Raw genomic sequence first — 21,191 nt, 5'->3', positions numbered from 1 at the left:
GCTAATTTTATTAGTATGTGGACAATTTTGTTTTTATGTTATACATGAATTGAAGCTTGATGCTTTTGTAGTTATAACATTGATATTAATTGCGTTGATGCATGATACATGGACTCTGAATAGTATTGGTTTAGAAGAATCTACAATTAATTTATATATTTATTCTAGACTACCTTTAAAAAAGTTAGTTTTTACTAAATGGGTTATTTGTTTTTCACTGGTATCGTTTATTGGTATATGTGATTATATTTTTTGGAGTATATATTATAGTGATCATATAGTAAAAATGTTGCAAAATGTATTTGTTTTGCTCTTATTTAGCTTTTTGACAAGTATGTTATATATTTTTATTAGCATTTGTTTTTCTGATTTTAATCGTCAAACATATTATCGTATAAATGTAAAGGGTATCGTAGTATCAGGAGTATGTGTGATAGTCTTGCTTTCTAGTTATTTAATTTCAGTAAATTTATTAATTGTCGAGGTGTTATTAACAAGTTTCGCATTTATAAATTTATTAAATTCAGAAGAAAAATTAAGGAGTTTTTTTAATGCTTGATAAACTTAGTTTACAAATACGTAATCTATCTCACTCATATGATAATAAAATTGCTTTGAATAATATAAATTGGACTTTAACTTCTGGAAATATTTATGTTCTTTTGGGCCCAAATGGAGCAGGAAAAACAACCTTTCTAAATTTATTAGCAAATGCTATTAAGCCTACTTCTGGTAGTATAACTTTGCTAAGTTCAGAAGGGAAAAATATTAATGAATTTTTACAAGGAAATATAGGATATTTAACAGAATTTCCATATTATTATCCTTTTTTAACTACAACGGAAATGATTCGATTGGTAGGACAATTAAAGGGGATAGAAGAAGATTTTTTAGAAGATCGGATTAATAAATGGATTGCTTTGTTTAACTTACATGAATATCGAAATCAAACAATGGGGTCATTGTCACAGGGGACAAAAAAGCGAGTTGCTTTTATAAGTAGCATTATTCATCAGCCTAAAATTATATTGTTAGATGAGCCAACAAATGGCCTAGATCCAGAACAAATAGTCTTATTTAGAAATGTATTAAAAGAATTATCTAAAGCTGGTGCTTTAATTTTACTTTCAACACATATTATGGATTTAGCTGAAAAGTTAGCTGATAATATTGGGATTATACGTAACAACAATTTGATTTATACGGGTGAAAATATCAAGGATTTAGAAGAATTATATCTTAAGATTCAATGAAAGAATAATTTCTTAGAATAAAAGACGACTTTATATTGGTCGTCTTTTGTTTTTCCCATAGAAGATATGAAAGTAAAGGTTATCTAAAAATTCACATTCAAATTAGATGAGAAATGAGGGGGAGTGTATAGATATTTTTGTTTTGAAGGTAATTCAAAAGCTTAGGTTACTGGGCACGCGGCAGACTCTCTTATTTTCGTTCCTTTTTTCCAATGTATCGACATAAGAATTTGAAATTTGCTATAATATCTATAGTTGTATTATTTAGAAAAATTAAAAAATAATAAATAATGCAAATGAATCATAACTTGTACTAAGTGAACTTGTTTTTATGAGGGGGGAGAGGGTTTCACAATGGTAAATGTATATGAAAATAGTTATATGATTGTCGGTATTTTTTTGCTATTAGGTATATTGTTGCCGGTTGTCGCACTCACCTTGGGGGAATTGCTACGTCCACATAAACCAAGTGCAGCGAAGAAAACAACATATGAGAGTGGAATTGAGCCGTTTCATGATGCAAACGTCCGCTTCCATGCCCGGTATTATATTTTTGCATTGCTTTTTGTCATCTTTGATGTGGAAACTGTGTTTTTATATCCGTGGGCGGTAGCGTATGACAAACTGGGGTTATTTGCATTAGTGGAAATGCTCATTTTTGTTATTATGCTACTTATTGGTCTTGCATATGCTTGGAAAAAGAAGGTGTTACAATGGCTATAAATTTTGAAGATATTCATCCACAAGAACGTGCTGAGTTAGAAAGAAATATATTTTTTACGACGCTTGAGCAAGTAAAAGGTTGGGCACGCAGTAATTCATTATGGCCAATGACATTTGGATTGGCATGCTGTGCAATTGAGATGATGGGAGTCGGTTCTTCGCATTATGATTTAGATCGATTTGGCTCGTTCTTCCGTACATCTCCGCGTCAATCGGATGTCATGATTGTATCTGGAACGGTAACGAAGAAAATGGCCCCAATTGTGCGGCGTTTATATGATCAGATGCCAGAACCGAAGTGGGTTATTGCAATGGGATCTTGTGCAACGGCGGGTGGACCGTACGTAAATTCATATGCCGTTGTAAAAGGGGTAGATCAAATTGTGCCGGTGGATGTATACATTCCTGGTTGTCCGCCGAATCCAGCAGCTTTAATTTACGGGATTAATAAATTAAAAGAAAAGATTCGTTACGAAGCAAAGACAGGAAAGCAGGTGACGAATAAATGAGCGATCAAGATAAAAATATAGATGATCTGAAAAAAGAAGCAGCAAGACGTGCAAAGGAAGAAGCAAAAAAGCGGCTCGCGGCACGTCAGGAAAATGAGGTTCCTCATGTAGAAGAAAAAGAGAAAGCGCTATCAAATGAGAGTGAAATAGATATAGCAGAAGTAAAGCGCCGCGCAGCAGAGGAAGCAAAAGCGGCCGCGTTAGCGAAGCAGCAAGAAAAGGAGAACGCAACTGACACGGAAGATAATGAGAAAGAAAAAGCAATCGCAGCCGCGAAGGCAAAAGCAGCGGCAGCAAAGGCCCGGGCTGCTGGAGGAAAGAAAGAGGAAGAAGTGAAGGTAGAAAAACCTTCGCAAAATCAGCCGTATTTAGACTTGTATGTTCAGGCAGTTACAGCGAAACTTGGCGAAGGTGTACTAGAAGATTTCTATATTAATAAGTTGTCTAAAGATGTGCCAACGCTCGTTGTGAAATTAGCGCATTACTATGAAGTGATGGAGCTTTTAAAGAAAAATCCCGAATGTGCGTTCAATTATCTGTCAGAATTGCATGCAACAGATTTTAGGACGCATATGGAAGTGTATGTGCATTTATTTTCATACGGTAAGAAGCAATCTGTAGCGGTAAAGGCAAAGCTTGACCGGGACGAGCCGAGAGTGTCTTCCATTGTACCGCTTTGGAGCGGGGGAGATTGGCCGGAGCGCGAGGCGTATGATTTGCTTGGCGTTGTGTTTGAAGGGCATCCCAATTTAAAGCGTATTTTGATGCCTGATGATTGGGTTGGCTATCCGCTGCGAAAAGATTATGAGCCTTTTGATGCGGGGGTGTAAAACATGATTCGTACAGAAGAAATGCTTTTAAATGTAGGGCCGCAGCATCCGAGTACGCACGGTGTATTTCGGCTTGTTATTAAAATTGATGGGGAAATCATTAAAGAAGCTACGCCTGTAATTGGCTATTTGCACCGCGGCACAGAGAAAATTGCGGAAAGTTTGCAGTATACGCAAATTATTCCGTACACAGACCGCATGGATTATTTAGCAGCAATGACAAATAATTATGTCATCTGTCACGCAGTTGAGACGATGATGGGGCTGGAAATACCGGAGCGTGCTGAATATTTGCGCATATTTGCGATGGAGCTTGGGCGCGTAGCGAGTCACCTTGTTTGGTGGGGGACCAATTTGCTTGATATTGGAGCTGTTAGTCCATTTCTATATGCATTTCGCGAACGCGAGATGATTATTAACCTACTGAACGAATTATGCGGAGCGCGTTTAACATTTAATTATATGCGTGTTGGCGGGGTGAAGTGGGATGCGCCGGACGGCTGGATTGAGAAAGTGCAGGGGTTTGTTCCTTATATGAGAGAGCAGATAGAGGGGTATCACGACCTTGTGAGCGGCAATGAAATTTTCTTAAACCGCGTAAAGGGAGTCGGTATTTACTCGGCAGAGGACGCCCTGCAATATTCGTTAAGCGGAGCAAACTTGCGCTGCACTGGCGTGAAATGGGATCTTCGTAAAGATGAGCCGTACTCGATTTATGACCGATTTGATTTTGATGTTCCTGTCGGTAAAGTGGGCGATGCTTGGGATCGTTACGTTTGCCGAATGGAGGAAATTGAAGAGTCGCTGAAAATTATTGAACAAGCGGTAGAGCAGTTTCCGAAAGAAGGAGCAATCTTAGCGAAGGTGCCAAAGATTATTAAACCACCAAAAGGTGAAGCATTCGTGCGAATTGAGTCACCGCGCGGCGAGATTGGCTGTTACATTGCAAGTGAGGGAAAGAAAGAGCCATATCGCTTAAAGTTCCGCCGCCCATCTTTTTATAATCTGCAAATTTTACCGAAGCTCTTGAAAGGCGAGAATATCGCAAACTTAATTACAATTTTAGGCGGCATTGATATTGTACTTGGGGAGGTTGATGGGTGATGATACAAAACCTCTTAGAGTCACCCGCAAGCTGGACGAATTTTCTTATCTTTTTCGGATTGGCAACGTTGTTGTTGTTTGTCGTTCTTGGCTTTGTTACATATGGGATTTTAGCAGAACGAAAAGTAATGGGATTTATGCAGGGACGTATCGGACCGAACCAAGTGGGCGGTCGTTTTGGACTCCTGCAAACAGTAGCGGACGTGTTAAAACTTTTGCTAAAGGAAGATACGATTCCAAAGGCGGCCGATAAACCGCTCTTCATATTAGCACCGCTCATTGCGTTTGCTCCGGCATTCATGGTACTAGCGGTCATTCCGTTTACAGATAAGTTGCAGTTTGCCGATATCGGCGTCGGCTTGCTGTATTACATTGCGGTCTCAGGGATTACAACAATTGGTGTTGTAACCGGGGGCTGGGCATCTAACAATAAATATTCGTTACTCGGCGGAATGCGCGCCGCAGCACAAATGATCTCTTATGAAATTCCACTTGTGATGAGTGTAATTGGGGTCATTCTTCTAACAGGCAGCTTAAATTTAAATGATATTGTAGAGGCGCAAGAAGGGGTTTGGTACATTTTCGTGCAGCCAATTGGTTTTATCGTCTTTTTAATCGCAGCTGTTGCGGAATTGAACCGAACGCCGTTTGATTTACCGGAAGCCGAATCGGAGCTCGTCTCTGGATATCATACGGAGTATTCGGGATTTCGCTGGGCGTTCTTTATGCTTTCTGAGTATGTGTATTTCTTCGGAATGGCATCGCTTATGACAGTACTATTTTTAGGAGGTTGGCAGCCAATTCCGTTTCTAGCGTTTATTCCAGGAGCTGTTTGGTTTGCGCTCAAATTTAGTGCAGTTGTCTTTCTATTAATTTGGTTCCGCGTGACGTTCCCGCGTATACGAGGCGATCAATTAATGGAGTTTGGCTGGAAAGTATTACTGCCGGTAGCACTTGCGAATATTTTCTTAGCGGCATTGATAAAAGAATTGTTCTTCTAATCTAAAGGGGGCAGGAGTACAATGAAGGGTTTATTTAAAGGTTTAAAGTATACACTTAGCAATTTAAGTAAGAAGAAAGTAACGTACGACTATCCAAATCAGCCACTACCACTCCCAGATCGCTTTCGCGGTATTCAAAAGTTTTATCCAGAAAAATGTATCGTGTGCAATCAATGCGCAAATATTTGTCCGACAGACTGCATTCAGCTAACAGGGAAAAAGCACCCAGATCCAGAGAAGAAAGGGAAAATCATTGATACGTATGATATTAATTTCGAAATTTGTATTCTTTGCGATCTTTGTACGGAAGTTTGCCCGACAGAAGCCATTGTGATGACAAATAACTTTGAGCTAGCCGAATATTCGCGTGATGATTTATTTAAAAACTTACAGTGGCTTGATGAAAATGATCAGCATGTGAGAAGGGAGAATAAAGTATGAGCGGCGAGTTAGTAGCGTTTTTAGCATTAGCCCTTCTTGCGATCATGGGCGGTGTACTTATGCTGAACTTAACGAAAGTGATGCATATGATGCTCGCTCTCGTGTTTACATTCCTTAGTATTGCCGGGCTGTATTTCATGTTATCAGCAGAATTTGTCGGGGTTGTCCAAATTTTGATTTATTCCGGTGCGATTACGATCATTATGATTTTTGGCATTATGTTAACGAAGCATAATGATCAAGAAGAATTGCGCTTTGGCTGGCGTAAACTCATTGTTTTTCTTGCTGTAGTCATCTTTGGTGCGGTGCTGTATTTTGCGGTGAATAATGTCGACTTCGAAAGTGGACGTGTTCAAGATGGCGCCCTACTTCATGAACAAAATACACGTCAGATCGGGGAATTGTTGTATTCGAAATATATAATACCATTCGAGTTAACGTCTGTTGTATTACTGGTTGCCCTTATAGGGGCAATTTTACTTGCGAAGAAGGACGAGAAAAAGGGGGATTCGCATGAATAGTATTCCAGCTTCTGCGTACCTGACGCTTGCGATTATATTGTTTTGCATCGGTTTATTTGGAGCGTTAACGAAGCGCAATACAGTAATTGTATTGGTTTGTATTGAGCTTATGTTAAATGCGGCGAACTTAAATTTAGTAGCCTTTAGTAAATTAGGGATGTTTCCAAATTTAAAGGGACAAATTTTTTCATTGTTCACAATGTCCGTTGCTGCAGCTGAAGCAGCGGTTGGTTTGGCGATTTTAATTGCTCTATATAGAAACCGCGCAACTGTTAATACAGATGAAATGGATTCGTTAAAGCATTAAGGTAATGACCGAAAAGGGGGGGAGAAATTCATGATGGATTATGCATGGTTAATACCGCTTTTCCCGCTTGTGTCTTTCGTTTTACTCGTAATGTTTGGCAAGAAGTTAAAAGAAAGAAGCAGCTTGATTGGCATCTTGCTTACTTTTCTTTCATTTGCGGGTGCGGTAGTTGTATTAATAGAACGGCTATCATCAGAAACGATAAAGCAGCAATGGACTTGGCTTCAAATTGGAGATGTGAACATTTCTTTTGGTTTTGAAGTAAATGCATTAAACGCATTAATGCTCTTTATTGTCACGCTTGTCAGTTTGCTCGTTCATATGTATTCGAAAGGGTATATGCACGGCGATGAAAGACTCCATATCTTTTATGCATACTTAGGGTTGTTTACATTTGCAATGCTTGGGCTTGTTATCTCTACTAACTTATTACAGCTTTATATATTCTGGGAGTTAGTAGGACTCGGTTCCTTCTTATTGATTGGTTTCTATTTCTTTAAAGAAGAAGCAAAGGCGGCTGCGAAAAAAGCGTTTATTATGACGCGTATCGGTGATGCCTCATTGTTTATCGGGATGATTCTATTATTCTGGCAAGTTGGCAGCTTTGATTACAATGTAATTTTTCAAGCGGTACAAGCTGGAGAAATTTCGCAGGCGATGATTACATTAACCGCGATTTTAATCTTCGTCGGCGCAATTGGGAAATCAGGTCAGTTTCCGCTCCATACGTGGCTTCCAGATGCGATGGAAGGTCCGACGCCAGTATCAGCGCTGATCCATGCGGCGACGATGGTTGCTGCTGGGGTATATTTAGTTGCTACGATGTTCCCGCTTTTCGCAGCGAGCGAAGCAGCGATGCAAACTGTTGCAGTTGTTGGCGGTATTACGGCAATTTTTGCAGCATCAATTGGTATCGTGCAAACGGACATTAAGCGTGTATTAGCGTACTCCACGGTGAGTCAGCTTGGTTATATGATGCTTGCGCTCGGTTCTGCAGGGTACGTGGCGGGGGTGTTTCATTTAACGACGCACGCTTTCTTTAAAGCATTATTGTTCTTAGCGGCCGGCAGCGTCATTCATGCGGTGCATACGCAAAACATTGAAGAAATGGGCGGCCTGTTTAAGAAGATGAAAGTGACCGGCTCGTTGTTTTTAATTGGAACGTTTGCGATTAGTGGTGTTCCATTATTTTCTGGTTTCTTTAGTAAGGATGAAATTTTAGCGGCGACGTGGGAGCGCGGCAATTACGGTTTATTCGTCCTTGCGGTAATCGCAGCTTTCTTCACTGCTTTCTATATGTTCCGCTTGTACTTCCTTGTCTTCACGGGAGAGGCGCGCGGGGAGCAGAAACATGTGCATGAGTCTCCGAAGGTCATGACGGTGCCAATGATGGTTCTTGGCGTTCTAGCGATTGGGGCTGGTTATGTGAATACACCTTGGTTCGGAACGTTTCTTGGGGATTGGCTTACAAAAGACGCGGCGTTTCAAGTGAGAGAGGTTCATGGTCCGGCCTGGATTATGATCGTGGCAACGCTCGTTTCAGTGGCTGGGATTGGCTTAGCATATTTGATCTATGGAAAACATACAATTTCTCGTGAGTGGCTTGGCGGAAAGAACGCTGCCATATATAGCTTGCTGAAGGAGAAATATTATATTGATGAATTGTATAGCGTAACAGTACTTCCGCTCGTGAAAGGAATTGCATATGTTCTATATTTCTTTGAAACGTATATTGTGGAAGGAGCTATGCAGCTTATTGGCGGCATTGTAAAAGGCGTAAGTACGATTGGCTCAAAACTACAAAACGGACAAGTGCAAATGTACGGCACAGTTACAGCGGTTTGCTTAGCTGCACTCGTAGTGATTCTGTTATTGACAGGGGGGTATGGACAATGAGTTCCTTTCTATTATCTTTCTTCATTTTCTCCCCGCTGCTTTGTATCATCCTGCTGGCATTTGTACCGAAGAAAGAGGAAAGAGCAGCGAGGATTGTTGGTTTGCTTGGAACATTACTTCCGCTTGGGTCCGCGCTCTTTATCGCAAGTACATATGTATCGGGAAAAAGTTTAACGATGTTTGCAGAAAAGGTAAAGTGGATTCAATTTGGAAACTTTCCAAGTGTAGAGAAAGAACTGTTTACCATTTATTACGAACTTGGCATTGATGGCTTCTCACTCGTTATGATGTTTCTTACGGCATTGTTGGCGACATTGGCAGCTATTACAGCCTTTTCCGTTACAAAGCACGTAAAAGGTTTCTATATGTTGCTGCTTATGCTTGAAATCGGTATGCTTGGCGTCTTCGCTGCGGAAAACTTGCTACTGTTCTTCGTATTCTTTGAAATCACACTGCCAGCTATGTTTTTACTTGTTGGGAAATGGGGCAAATTTAGCAGTGAAAAAGCGGCGTACAGCTATTTAATTTATAACGGCATTGGTTCAGCGATTTTACTCATAGCCTTTTCAATTTTATTTGCAAGAGCAGGTACAACGAATATTGCAGAGCTGCAAGCCGTTTTAGCAGGAAAAGAAATGACAACGGTTGGTGAACTGTCTAACTCCTTGCAGTTTGGTTTATTTCTAGCGATTATGATTGCATTCATGATTAAACTTCCAGTCTTTCCGCTGCACCGCTGGATGGTGAATGTCCACGTGGAGGCGCACCCAGCGGTAGTGATGCTGCATGCAGGTGTTCTCTTAAAGATTGGAGCATACGGGATTGTCCGTTTTGGAATGGGGCTGTTCCCGGAGCAGTTTGAAAAATTCGCGGTGTTCTTAGGAGTTTTAGGAGTCATTAATTTGCTGTACGGAGCACTCTTAGCGCTTGTTCAAACAGATTTCCGAAAGGTGCTTGCATATTCTAGTATTTCACATATGGGAATTGTATTAATTGGTTTAGCCGCGCTGAACGCGGCGGGAATGAAAGGGGCATTGTTCCAAGTCGTTTCCCACGGTTTAATTGCGGCGCTGTTATTTTTCTTGCTTGGTATAATCGAGCAGCGCTTTCATACTTCTGACATTACAAAGCTTGGCGGCTTAGCGAAGCAAGTGCCGGTGCTTAGCGGATTCTTGTTAGCGGGAAGTATGGCTTCGCTCGGACTTCCTGGAATGTCTGGTTTTGTGAGTGAATTTCTCGCATTTCTTGGCTTGTTTCAGGAGCACCGGGTATTAGCGGCGGTCTCGGCAATCGGTATTATTTTAACAGCTGTGTACGTACTTCGGGCAATGATGCAAGTTATATTTGGAAAAAGCGAGTGCGAAGCGAAGAGCGATATACGCGGATTGGAGTATATTCCAGCGGTAATTTTGCTGGCGTGTATCCTTGTGATCGGTATTTTGCCAGAGGTACTAGGTGAACCGCTTCGTGACACATTACAGTCGTTAGGGGGTAGATAGAATGGATATGAAAACATTACTAGGCTTATCATGGCATTTAATGACGCCGGAATTTATCCTGCTTGGCGGGGCTATTCTTCTATCACTTCTCGATCTGTTTGCAAAACAAACGTTTCGGCGCCGAAATTTAGCATACGGGGCAATTGGAACGGCTGTGCTCGCACTTGTGGCGCTCGTGACATTATACGGTGCACCGGCTGGAGAGATTTTAGATGGATCTTTTATATTAGACGGATTTTCAAAAGCATTTAAAACGCTCTTATTGCTCGGCGGTATTCTTGTATTAATCCTTGCGGTGAGCGATGATGATAAGCAGCCGATTGAAGACATGGGAGAATATTATTACTTATTTTTAACGGCGCTTCTTGGTGCAATGTTTATGGCATCTAGTAGTGATTTTATTACACTGTTCGTCGGTCTTGAGTTATTGTCATTGTCTTCGTACATTTTAGTCGGCATTCGTAAGAATCATAAAGCTTCGAATGAAGCGGCGATGAAGTATGTCATAAACGGTGGTATTTCTACGGCAATTACGTTGTTTGGAATGAGCTATTTGTACGGACTGACAGGTTCAACAAATATTTTAGATATGCAGCGTTTGTTCGCACAAGGTGTGAGCGGCGATATACAACTTTTGCTGTCGCTTGCGTTTATCCTGCTTTTTGTCGGCTTGTCTTTCAAAATTGCGACTGTCCCATTTCATATGTGGGCACCTGATGTGTACGAAGGAGCAGCAACGCCTGTTACGGCATTCTTAGCAACTGTATCAAAAATTGCTGGGTTTGTAATGATTGTGCGCATTTTCTTAATCATTTTCGGAGCGATTCCTGTGGAAAACAGGGCAGCATCACTATTTAGTAATATGAGCATCTATCTTGCCGTTCTTGCTGGGATAACGATGATTGTTGGGAATAGCGTTGCTTTAAAGCAGTGCAGTATAAAGCGGATGTTTGCGTACTCAGGAGTGGCGCATGCCGGTTATTTACTCGTACCGTTTGTTGTGATGTCACCATTTCTGATGGATAGCATGTGGTTTTATATGCTTGCTTATGTACTGATGAATATCGGGGCATTTGCAATTATCCACGGCATAATCTTACAAACGGGACAGGAAAATATGGCCGCTTTTGCTGGTCTATATAAACGATCACCGTTTACTGCGATTATGATGACAATTTTTATTCTGTCAATTGCTGGTATTCCTGGAACAGCTGGATTTATTGGGAAGATTAACATCTTTTTAGGAGCATTTATCGTCCAGCCAGCTCATTACGTGTTAGCATCAATTATGATGGGGACAACGGTTATCTCCTTCGTTTACTATTTTCGCATTTTGCAGCAAATGTTTTTTCGCCGGGCAGAAAGCGAGGAGCGCATCGTTCTTCCGGTTAACTTAAAAATCGTTGTAAGTATTTGCGCGATAGCAACAGTTGTACTTGGTATATTACCAGTAAGCGGTTACAATTTCTTTTATAATTATTTTCCAATGATGAAAGATTTCTTCTTTCTTGGGAACATGGTACAATAGTATAAACTGAAAGTGTAGAGCATAAACTCTGCACTTTTTATTTTGGTAAATTTTCGTTTACTACATGAGTAGTAAATAAGGTTCATACGAGAAGTTTCTCGTTAGAGCAGGAGGGTCGATTTATTATGGCACAAATTTTAGGGCAACAAGCACTCATTGCAATTGTGTCGCATTTATTGTTTATTACCATCACGTGGTGGGCGCTGCAAGGTCTTCATCTAGAGCGATTAATGAAGCCGGGAAAAGTCATGCAAATGAGGGTGCTTCTTATTCTTGTAACGATTGCCATCGGTGCATCGGTAAGTAACTTTTTCCTTGATTATTTAGGGTATTCAAAGAGTTTAACTTACATTGTAAAGTAAAAAAGTACAACGTATAGAACCATCCTTCTCCGTCAACAATGGGGACTAGGAGGGGATGAACGTGAAAAAAATGCAAGCCATGATGTTGGTTGTCGTGAGTGTAGTTATCTTTTTAGTTGGATATCGAGAAATGAAACCTGTGAGTGATCAGGAAAAAATGGAAAGTATGATTGCTGCTTTAGAAAAGAACGGTGCTGATGTTCAGCGTTGGTCTTGGTTAGCAAGGGAAACAAAGACAATTTCCGATATACATACGTTTGAAAAACTATTAAGGCAAGTGAAGGAACGTGCAAATGTAGCAGAATGGGAAATTGAGCAATCTAAAGATGGCTACAAAGCAACTGCGCAAAAAAAAATTTCTTCTCATGAAGAAAGACTAGTAGTTACGTGGACAATGGAAAATACTAAAGAAAACACTTTTATTATATATGAAGTGAGCGGAACAAAATGGAACCCCAAATATGCAGATAAAGCGATTCAAATTTTTGATAAAAAACCAAAAATTTATACTTGTATTCAAGGTGCGCTCAATGATAAGATTGAAGGTGTTTTGCAAGATAAAGTCAATGAAGTTTTGAAAGATTTTTCAGCAAGAACGATTGAAAAAATAGAAGAAAGAGCATTTGTGTCAGTCTCCGCATATAATAAAAAATGGAATGACGCTCTTTCAACAAATAAAGAGAAAATCAATGTGCAAATAGCAATACGTTCTACGAACAACAAGAATACAATTGTGGTTGGCACACCGATCATAACTTCTGAGTATTGAATAGATGTGAAAAAAGGACACGGAGGGGAATAACTTGGAAAAGATCATCGTCCGTGGCGGAAAGCGGTTGAACGGCACAGTGCGCGTAGAGGGCGCAAAAAACGCTGTATTACCTATAATCGCTGCAGCCCTATTAGCGAGTGATGGAAAGAATGTACTATCTGAAGTACCAGAATTGTCAGATGTATACACAATTAATGAGGTATTACGTCATTTGAATGCAGAAGTATCTTTTGCAAACAATGAAGTAACAATTGACGCATCAAAAGAACTAAACATCGAGGCACCATTTGAATATGTACGTAAAATGCGCGCGTCCGTTCTTGTAATGGGACCGCTTTTAGCACGTAATGGCCGTGCACGTATTGCGCTTCCTGGTGGATGTGCAATCGGTTCACGTCCAATTGACCAACATTTAAAAGGCTTTGAAGCAATGGGAGCAAAAGTAAAGGTTGGTAATGGATTTGTTGAGGCGTATGTAGACGGTAAGTTAACAGGTGCGAAAATTTACTTAGATTTCCCGAGCGTAGGGGCAACAGAAAACATCATGTCTGCCGCTGTATTAGCAGAAGGGACAACAGTTATTGAAAACGTAGCAAAAGAACCAGAGATCGTAGACTTAGCGAACTTCTTAAATGCGATGGGAGCAAAAGTACGTGGTGCTGGAACTGGCACAATTCGTATCGAAGGTGTCGATAAATTATATGGTGCAAACCATTCCATTATTCCTGATCGTGTTGAAGCGGGAACATTTATGGTTGCAGCAGCAATTACAGGTGGAAACGTGTTAATTGAAAATGCTGTACCAGAACATTTACGCTCTATTACAGCGAAAATGGAAGAAATGGGAGTTACAATTATTGAGGAAAACGAAGGTATTCGTATTATCGGTCCTGAGAAGTTAAAAGCGGCTGATATTAAAACGATGCCACACCCAGGATTCCCAACAGACATGCAATCACAAATGATGGCATTATTACTGAAAGCAAATGGCACAAGCATGATTACAGAAACAGTATTCGAAAACCGTTTCATGCATGTGGAAGAGTTCCGTCGTATGAATGCAGATATTAAAATCGAAGGCCGTTCTGTAATTATGAATGGACCAGGTAACCTGCAAGGTGCTGAAGTAGCAGCAACAGATTTACGCGCTGCAGCAGCATTAATCTTAGCTGGTTTAGTATCTGAAGGTCATACGCGTGTAACAGAATTAAAACACCTTGACCGCGGATATGTAAACTTCCACGGTAAGTTAGCTGCATTAGGTGCAGATATTGAACGTGTAACTGAACAAGTGGCGGAAGTAGTAGAACAACAAGTATCTGATCTTCACGCTTAATAAAGGTAGCTTCTATGCAAAGGCATGGAAGCTATTTTTTTGTACTCTTATTGTTATAGTCAAGAAACATAATATTTATGCCTGTTTTGTTAAAAATTCTAAAAATTTAAACAGGTGATAGATAAAAAAGAACGTGTTCTAAATGCTTGTCTTACTCCATAAGAATGAAATGAGTCTAATTTCATAGTGGAGGAAGATAATGAAAACGACAAAGCCCATTATCGTCATCATAACGCTGTTGATAACGTTAGTGATTATCGTACCAAGCATGCTTGTTTTTCCGTTTGGGAAAACGAAAGAAGGGAAGGATCATTCACCTTCTGCTCCTAAGTCCGCACAAGACGTACCGGCTCCCTCTCCTACAAAAACTGATGTGCAAGTATCTGTGTATCGTAGTCAGCAAAAAAAGATTGAAAAGGTTTCAATTGAAGACTATGTTGCCGGCGTTGTTGCGGCAGAAATGCCAGCAAACTTTGAAATGGAAGCATTAAAAGCACAGGCATTAACGGCGCGTACATTCGTTGTGAAGCGTATGTTAAGTGAACAAAAGCTTCAAAATAAAGCGGACGTAACAGATACGGTAGAAAATCAAGTGTACAAAAGTAAAGCGGAGCTAAAAGAACAATGGGGCAAAGAGTACGAAGGCAAAATGAAGCGGATTGAATCCGCGGTATCAACAACAGCCGGACAAGTTTTAACGTATGAAGGTAATCCGATTACAGCGTCATTTTTCTCGACGAGCAATGGCTATACAGAAAATGCCGCGGACTATTGGGGCAGTGACTACCCGTACTTAAAAAGTGTAAATAGTCCTTGGGATCAACAAGCACCGAAATTTACGAGTGAACAAAAGTTTACTGTTGCTGACTTTCAAAAACGTCTTGGCGTAAAAGTATTAGCAAATGGGAAGGTTGGCGATATTAAAGATCGTACAGAAGGAAAGCGCGTGAAGGAAGTTGACTTTCAAGGAAAGACATTAACAGGGAGAGATGTAAGGGATAAATTAGGCTTACGTTCCTCTGATTTTATGTGGAAGCAGCAAGGTGATCAAATTGTCATCACAACGAAAGGCTATGGTCACGGCGTCGGAATGAGCCAATACGGTGCAAACGGAATGGCTAAGGAAGGAAAGGTGTATACAGATATTGTCGCCCATTATTATAAAGGTGTGGCAATTTCAACGCTGAATCAATATGAGGGGAAATTGACAGCGAAGAAGTAAAGGCATAGCGCGGCGGCGCTATGCTTTTTTTAATGTTGGGTGTCTTGTTTTGTCGAAGAGTCTTTATGTTGTGTCGAATCGCCGATAAACGGTGACCCTGATGCGAATACATCACTTTTCGTGATGGAAGTCTCTGTCAGGCTTTGTAGAAAAGGAAAGAACGGTTGTTAGTTTTTGCCTAGGTTTGTCGTGTTATAATACGGTTGTATCTATAGATATTCAATGATGATAGGGGGAACGAAAGATGATGATGGATGTACCACTTCTCATTCCGGCGATGATGGAACGGGCAGAGAAATATTTTTCCAAAAAGGAAGTTGTCTCACGTACAGCATCGCGCATTCAAACATTAACATACGGAGAAATTGCAAAGAGGACAAGAAAGCTTGCAAGTGTGTTACAGAAAATGGGGATTAGGACAGGGGATAAAGTAGGAACAATCGCCTGGAATCACCATCGCCATTTAGAAGCATATTTTGCAATTCCAGGAATCGGAGCTGTCTTACATACGATTAATTTACGCCTTTCCGCAGAACACATTTCCTACATTATTAACCACGCCGAAGATGAAATTATTTTGGTAGATGAAGATATGGTTCCTGTATTAGAAAGTATTCAACACGAAATTCCTCATGTGAAAGCATTTATCATTATGACAGATAACGATGCACTACCTCATACAACACTATCACCAGCATATCACTATGATCAACTCCTTGAAGAAGGCAATGAAACATTTCAATTTATAACAGATTTAGATGAGAAAGCACCTGCCGGTATGTGCTATACTTCTGCGACAACAGGAAAACCGAAAGGCGTCGTGTACACGCACCGTAGTATTGCACTCCATAGCTATACGCTTGGACTTGTAGACGGAGGGGGCATATCAGAAGTAGATACTTGTATGCCTGTTGTTCCGATGTTCCATGTCAACGCGTGGGGACTTCCATTCGCAAGTACATGGTTCGGTACAAAGCTTGTCTTACCAGGACCGCACTTTACCCCGGAAATTTTAGCGGAGTTAATTGAACGTGAGAAAGTAACGATTACGGCCGGTGTTCCAACCATTTGGATTGGCTTACTGCAAGAGCTTGAAAAGCACCCTTATGATATTAGCAGTGTTCGTACGATATGGTCAGGCGGATCGGCAGCACCAAAAGGTATGGTTCGCACCTATGAAGAAAAATATGAAATTGCGTTCAGACAAATTTACGGCATGACGGAAACAAGTCCGGCCGTTGTCATTAATTGTCCGAAGTCGTATCAACGTGATTTACCGAAAGAAGAGTACTATGAGTTACGCTCCCGCCAAGGTTATTTACTCCCAGGTCTTGAAATGAAAGTCATCGGTCAAGAGGGTGAAATAAAATGGGACGGTGAAGAAATGGGAGAACTTTGCCTCCGCGGACCATGGATTGCCGGCAGTTATTATCGTGATGAACGCACCGAAGAATCGATGAAAGATGGATGGCTGCACACAGGCGATATCGTAACAGTCGACCCGGAAGGTTTTATTAAAATTGCCGACCGTACGAAAGATTTGATTAAAAGCGGCGGTGAATGGATTTCCTCCGTTGATTTAGAAAATGCTTTAATGACACACGAAAAAGTATTAGAAGCATCTGTCGTTGCTGTTCCGCACGAAAAATGGCAAGAGCGCCCTGTTGCGTGTGTCGTTTTAAAAGAAGGAGAAGTGGTCAATCAGGAAGAGCTATATGAGCTATTAGAAAATCAATTTCCAAAATGGTGGATGCCGGATGATATTTTGTTTGTCGAAGAAATTCCGAAAACATCTGTCGGGAAGTTTTTGAAGCGAGCACTTCGTGATCAGTTGAAGAGTTATATGGTGAAGTAGGAAGATTGAAGCAGGCTGCCTCGACATGAGGTGGCCTATTTTCGTGAAAGGAATACTTTTCTTCTCGCATTTCATATGAATTTTAATCTTCTAACATTGGGAATTGTATTACGAATTTCCATAAAACGTCTGATATAATGGAACAAAAAACCAACATAGGGGTGAGAGGATGGCGTTATTAGAACTGAACCAATTGGCAAAGACAAATGTTTTGCCATCTATTCAGTTAGAAATTGAGAATGGGCAGTGTGTTGTACTGCAATGCAATAATCATATTGGTAAAACGTTGCACCGTATTATTATGGGAGAAGAGGAAGCGTCGACGGGGACTGTGTTATTTGATGGACAGCTGCTTAGGAAACATTCTTTTTCTCGAATCGGTTTTTGTTTGTTAGCTGATGAGGCGTACGAACGATTAACGGTAAAAGATTACTTTACTTTTTTGCGAGGATTGTATGGTAATGGATTATCGGTAGATGAAGTTGTCCAGTTTGTGGGTCTTCTAGATAAAAAAGAGGTAAAGATAAAGGAGTTAACCTTTTCTGAAAAACGCCGCCTTCATATTGGGAGAAGTGTTATACATAATCCAGAGCTTGTTATTTTGGAAGAACCGGAACAAAACGTAGATATGGAAAGTACAATCATTATTCGAAACGTCATTACAAAGTTAAAAGAACAAGGAAAAGCTATTTTTATTACTTCTGCCTTTCTTTCAGACGCTTTATCTTTAACGGAGGATGTGTATGTGTTACATCCAGATGGCGTGAGAAAGGTAGAGATTGAGCAAGAAGAACAGGGAGAGGCGGAAAACGAAAAGGTAATCGAAATGATTCCGCAAATGAAATTAGAACGCATCCCGGCAAAAGTAAACGATAAGATTATTTTATTGGATCCAATGGACATTCAATTTATTGAAACGCAAAATGGAACTACACATATTCATGTGTGTGATGGTGATTTCATTTGCGCGCTTACATTAAGCGAATTAGAGGAACGACTAAAAGGCTTCGGATTTTTTAGGTGTCACCGCTCTTACCTTGTAAACTTACAACGTGTACGAGAAGTGATTACATGGACGCGAAATAGTTATAGTTTAATCCTTGATGATGAACGAAAAACATCCATTCCGCTGTCAAAAGGAAGAATGGATGAATTGAAAGATGTAATAGGACTGTAAATGTATATAAATACAAATTGAAAAAATGACATAAAAACCCCTTTCTTTTCAGGTGGGCGAGAGTATCTGGCCATGCATAGAAGCGGTCAGGGCCTTTTCCTGCCACGCGCAAGGTTAAAAACAAAGGGAGAAAGCAAGTAGAGGTCACTGTTTGCTCTGCATAGCAGTGACTTACATGTTGAAAAATCAAAATGGATTTATATATGTTGCGTTACCCCCAATATTACTTCACTCGCCTCCTATGGTGTTTCAATGAGCTGAAAATACGCTCCATTCACCGGTAAAAATACTCCTTTTACCGGTATTTTACTGCAAGGCCCCTTTGTTTTTCATATGATTGAATCAAGAAAAGCGTAAACAAACAAGCGGAGGCGGCTAACCGGTCGCTGAAGCGGATTTCATCTATAAAAGAAAAACAAAGGGGATGAAGAGATGGCATTGGCAATTGAAATGAAAGATGTGATGAAAACCTTCGATAGCAAAACAGCGCTTCGTAATGTAAATATTGAAGTGAAGCAAGGTGAAATTTTCGGGTTTCTTGGACCGAGCGGATCTGGAAAAACAACAACGGTAAAAATTTTAACGTCTCAGTTACTTCATAGTGTAGGAACGGTAAAAGTGTTAGGGCAAGATATTACAGGACCAGGAAGCATTGACTATCAACGAATTGGTATTTTAACAGATAACAGCGGCCTATATGAAAGACTTAGCATTTATGATAACTTACTATTATTTTGTAACTTATACGGCTGTAAAAAAGAACGAATTGACGAAGTGTTAGCAGAGGTGAACTTATTAGAAGATAAAAAAACACAGGTGAAAAAGCTGTCAAAAGGAATGAAACAACGTGTGACGCTAGCGCGGGCGATTTTGCATAAGCCAGATATTCTCTTCTTAGATGAACCAACATCCGCGCTTGATCCAGTAAATGTTCAAAACATTCATAACATCTTAAGAGATTTAAATAAAGAAGGAACGACAATCTTCTTAACGACGCACAATATGGATGAGGCAGAAACACTTTGCGATCGCATCGCGTTTTTATGCGGCGGGGAAATTGTCGCACTTGATACGCCAGAAACCCTCCGTTTACAATACGCGAAAGATAAAATTGAAGTTGTGTTAAAAGATAAGAAAAAAGAAACAGTGCAAAAAGATGAATTAGGAGCAAAACGTATTTCAGAATGGATGAAAAAAGGTGAATTACTATCGATTCATTCTTATGAGCCAACACTCGGGGATATTTTCATTGAAGTAACTGGGAGGGGATTATAATGACATTTTCCATGAAGCGGTTTTCGGCGATTGTAAGGAAGGAAATGTATGATGCAGGGAAAAATTCACAAATTGTGATCATGGCTTTATTTCCAATCATACTTGCTCTTTTTTATAGTAATCTGGATACAGATAAGGGTTTTATCGCTAGTTTTACGATTGCAATGGCACTCACAATGGTTGGGAGTTTTGTACAAGCGATTAGCATTGCTGAAGAAAAAGAAAAGCATACATTACGCGTTTTAATGCTATCCCCAGCTAATCCATTAGAAGTTATTTTTGGAAAAAGTGTATTAACGATATTTTTTGTCATTGTATCAAGCTTCGCTAGTTTACTCATTTTAGGAATGTTAAAAGGGAATATTGGAATGTTAATTGTGATTCTTCTAATAGGTACATTGTTATGTATTATATTAGGTACGATTGTTGGATTGTTATCACAAAATATTGCGCAGACATCTGTCATAGGTATGCCAATCTTCATATTATTTTCACTGGGGCCCATGTTACAAGCATTTGTGAAAAATGAAGTTGTAATAAAAGTGGTTAGACTTCTTCCAACAACTCATATTATAGAGGGTCTCAATAAAGCGATGCATGGAAAAGGCTTTTCTGCTATTCAAGAGCACTTGATCAATAACGCCATTTGGATAGTAGCACTGATGATAATTTTCTTCTTCGTCTACAAAAAGAAACAACTAGACTAAAAAACTGAGCATTTTGTCTCAGTTTTTTTCTTTTTTTTATCATTTCCTCGGAAATTTTGTAATTCCGATGCATATTTTTACAAATTTTGTCGAAAAGTAATCAGTTATAGATTGTATAGGATGGATGAATCTTGTTCAAAATGATTGCTGAGGTGATGATAGAATGAGAGAGAGGGAAAACAAGAAGTCTTCTCGAAAAGTAGTCCATTTGTTTCAAAAGCGTTGGGTATTCCCGACACTATACATTGTGTGTGCAGCAGTCATTTTAACGGTTGCATTATGGTATCAGGCAATGAATACGAAAAAGATGCCTGAGAAAAATGAAGCAACGCAGCAAAGTCAAGGTGAAAATCCAACAATGCCAGTAATCAAATCTTCAGAAGTTGTGAAGATGCCAACTGCAAGTGGCACAGAAGTTGTTGTAAAGAAGAAGTTTTACGAAGATAAAGCAGCGGCTGGGGAGCAAGAACAAGCACTTGTTTTTTATAACAACACATACTCCGCGAATACAGGAATCGATATCGCAGCGAAAAATGAAAAAGAATTTGATGTAACAGCGGCATTAAGCGGAACAGTTACAAAAGCGGAAAAAGATCCACTTCTTGGCTATGTTGTAACAGTTGACAGCGGCAATGGTATTACAACGTTTTACCAAAGCTTAGGGAATTCAAAAGTGGAAAAAGGCGCGAAAATTAATCAAGGTGAAGTGTTAGGGAAAGCAGGATTAAGCGAAGTGAATAAAGAGGCAGGGTATCATGTTCATTTCGAAGTTCGTAAAGATAATGTTGCTGTAAACCCAGAGCGCTTCTTTGACAAGTCGGTTGCGGATATTAAAGTTGAAAAGCAAGAAAAGAAAAAAGAAGAGAAATCAAC

22 protein-coding genes are annotated in these 21,191 nt (G+C 40.0%); all 22 read left to right on the top strand.

Annotated elements, in window-relative coordinates:
- On the top strand, positions 1–559 hold a 559-nt coding region (locus V7024_RS02075; RefSeq protein ID WP_335514959.1), incomplete at its 5' end, for a hypothetical protein.
- Positions 552–1,253 (top strand): ABC transporter ATP-binding protein, encoded by a 702-nt coding sequence (locus tag V7024_RS02070; RefSeq protein ID WP_335514955.1) that lies wholly within the window; start codon positions 552–554, stop codon positions 1,251–1,253. The genes V7024_RS02075 and V7024_RS02070, both read left to right, overlap by 8 nt.
- Positions 1,254–1,607: 354 nt before the next feature.
- Positions 1,608–1,976, top strand: a complete 369-nt coding sequence (locus V7024_RS02065) for an NADH-quinone oxidoreductase subunit A (protein ID WP_335514951.1) — start codon at positions 1,608–1,610, stop codon at positions 1,974–1,976.
- Entirely contained in the window at positions 1,967–2,485 is a 519-nt protein-coding gene (gene nuoB, locus V7024_RS02060) for an NADH-quinone oxidoreductase subunit NuoB (RefSeq protein WP_020061447.1), read from the top strand. Before V7024_RS02065 ends, nuoB begins: the two co-directional genes overlap by 10 nt.
- Positions 2,482–3,315, top strand: coding sequence for an NADH-quinone oxidoreductase subunit C (locus tag V7024_RS02055; protein ID WP_335514949.1), 834 nt, complete (start codon positions 2,482–2,484; stop codon positions 3,313–3,315). The genes nuoB and V7024_RS02055 overlap by 4 nt, the downstream gene beginning before the upstream one ends.
- Before the next feature lie 3 nt (positions 3,316–3,318).
- Positions 3,319–4,419 carry an NADH-quinone oxidoreductase subunit NuoD gene (gene nuoD, locus V7024_RS02050; protein ID WP_335514948.1) on the top strand — a complete coding sequence of 367 codons (1,101 nt, stop codon included), beginning with the start codon at positions 3,319–3,321 and terminating at the stop codon, positions 4,417–4,419.
- Positions 4,419–5,420 (top strand): NADH-quinone oxidoreductase subunit NuoH, encoded by a 1,002-nt coding sequence (gene nuoH / locus V7024_RS02045; RefSeq protein WP_098917327.1) that lies wholly within the window; start codon positions 4,419–4,421, stop codon positions 5,418–5,420. Before nuoD ends, nuoH begins: the two co-directional genes overlap by 1 nt.
- A 21-nt stretch (positions 5,421–5,441) precedes the next feature.
- Positions 5,442–5,861 carry an NADH-quinone oxidoreductase subunit NuoI gene (gene nuoI, locus V7024_RS02040; RefSeq protein ID WP_306196723.1) on the top strand — a complete coding sequence of 140 codons (420 nt, stop codon included), beginning with the start codon at positions 5,442–5,444 and terminating at the stop codon, positions 5,859–5,861.
- Complete coding sequence (locus V7024_RS02035; protein WP_335514939.1) at positions 5,858–6,382, top strand: NADH-quinone oxidoreductase subunit J; 525 nt, start codon at positions 5,858–5,860, stop codon at positions 6,380–6,382. The genes nuoI and V7024_RS02035 overlap by 4 nt, the downstream gene beginning before the upstream one ends.
- A complete protein-coding gene (gene nuoK, locus V7024_RS02030; protein ID WP_098917324.1) occupies positions 6,375–6,689 on the top strand; it encodes an NADH-quinone oxidoreductase subunit NuoK in 315 nt (104 codons plus the stop codon). The genes V7024_RS02035 and nuoK overlap by 8 nt, the downstream gene beginning before the upstream one ends.
- A gap of 30 nt (positions 6,690–6,719) precedes the next feature.
- Positions 6,720–8,585, top strand: coding sequence for an NADH-quinone oxidoreductase subunit L (gene nuoL, locus V7024_RS02025; protein ID WP_335514935.1), 1,866 nt, complete (start codon positions 6,720–6,722; stop codon positions 8,583–8,585).
- The gene (locus V7024_RS02020) at positions 8,582–10,084 is read left to right on the top strand and encodes an NADH-quinone oxidoreductase subunit M (RefSeq protein ID WP_335514932.1); all 1,503 of its coding nucleotides are present in this window, start codon (positions 8,582–8,584) and stop codon (positions 10,082–10,084) included. The genes nuoL and V7024_RS02020 overlap by 4 nt, the downstream gene beginning before the upstream one ends.
- Before the next feature lie 7 nt (positions 10,085–10,091).
- Positions 10,092–11,612 carry an NADH-quinone oxidoreductase subunit NuoN gene (gene nuoN, locus V7024_RS02015; RefSeq protein ID WP_335514963.1) on the top strand — a complete coding sequence of 507 codons (1,521 nt, stop codon included), beginning with the start codon at positions 10,092–10,094 and terminating at the stop codon, positions 11,610–11,612.
- A gap of 125 nt (positions 11,613–11,737) precedes the next feature.
- Positions 11,738–11,974 (top strand): DUF1146 family protein, encoded by a 237-nt coding sequence (locus V7024_RS02010; RefSeq protein WP_335514930.1) that lies wholly within the window; start codon positions 11,738–11,740, stop codon positions 11,972–11,974.
- Positions 11,975–12,044: 70 nt separating this feature from the next.
- Entirely contained in the window at positions 12,045–12,743 is a 699-nt protein-coding gene (locus tag V7024_RS02005) for a YwmB family TATA-box binding protein (protein ID WP_335514961.1), read from the top strand.
- Between the two features lie 34 nt (positions 12,744–12,777).
- On the top strand, positions 12,778–14,082 hold the full coding sequence (gene murA, locus V7024_RS02000; RefSeq protein WP_098917318.1) for a UDP-N-acetylglucosamine 1-carboxyvinyltransferase: 1,305 nt from the start codon (positions 12,778–12,780) through the stop codon (positions 14,080–14,082).
- Between the two features lie 199 nt (positions 14,083–14,281).
- Positions 14,282–15,304, top strand: coding sequence for a stage II sporulation protein D (gene spoIID / locus V7024_RS01995; protein WP_335514923.1), 1,023 nt, complete (start codon positions 14,282–14,284; stop codon positions 15,302–15,304).
- Between the two features lie 244 nt (positions 15,305–15,548).
- The gene (locus V7024_RS01990; protein ID WP_335514919.1) at positions 15,549–17,159 is read left to right on the top strand and encodes a long-chain fatty acid--CoA ligase; all 1,611 of its coding nucleotides are present in this window, start codon (positions 15,549–15,551) and stop codon (positions 17,157–17,159) included.
- A 169-nt stretch (positions 17,160–17,328) separates the two neighbouring features.
- Positions 17,329–18,336, top strand: coding sequence for a LytTR family transcriptional regulator DNA-binding domain-containing protein (locus V7024_RS01985; protein ID WP_335514916.1), 1,008 nt, complete (start codon positions 17,329–17,331; stop codon positions 18,334–18,336).
- Positions 18,337–18,768: 432 nt separating this feature from the next.
- Entirely contained in the window at positions 18,769–19,611 is an 843-nt protein-coding gene (locus tag V7024_RS01980; protein WP_335514913.1) for an ABC transporter ATP-binding protein, read from the top strand.
- A complete protein-coding gene (locus V7024_RS01975) occupies positions 19,611–20,318 on the top strand; it encodes an ABC transporter permease (protein ID WP_335514910.1) in 708 nt (235 codons plus the stop codon). The genes V7024_RS01980 and V7024_RS01975 overlap by 1 nt, the downstream gene beginning before the upstream one ends.
- Before the next feature lie 163 nt (positions 20,319–20,481).
- The coding region (locus V7024_RS01970; RefSeq protein ID WP_335514907.1) for a M23 family metallopeptidase at positions 20,482–21,191 on the top strand (710 nt) is incomplete at its 3' end.

Source organism: Bacillus sp. JJ864 (assembly GCF_036963045.1).
Lineage (GTDB): Bacteria > Bacillota > Bacilli > Bacillales > Bacillaceae_G > Bacillus_A > Bacillus_A pseudomycoides_C.
Note: the sequence above shows the minus strand (reverse complement) of the source record. Positions and strands in the feature narration are given on the sequence as shown.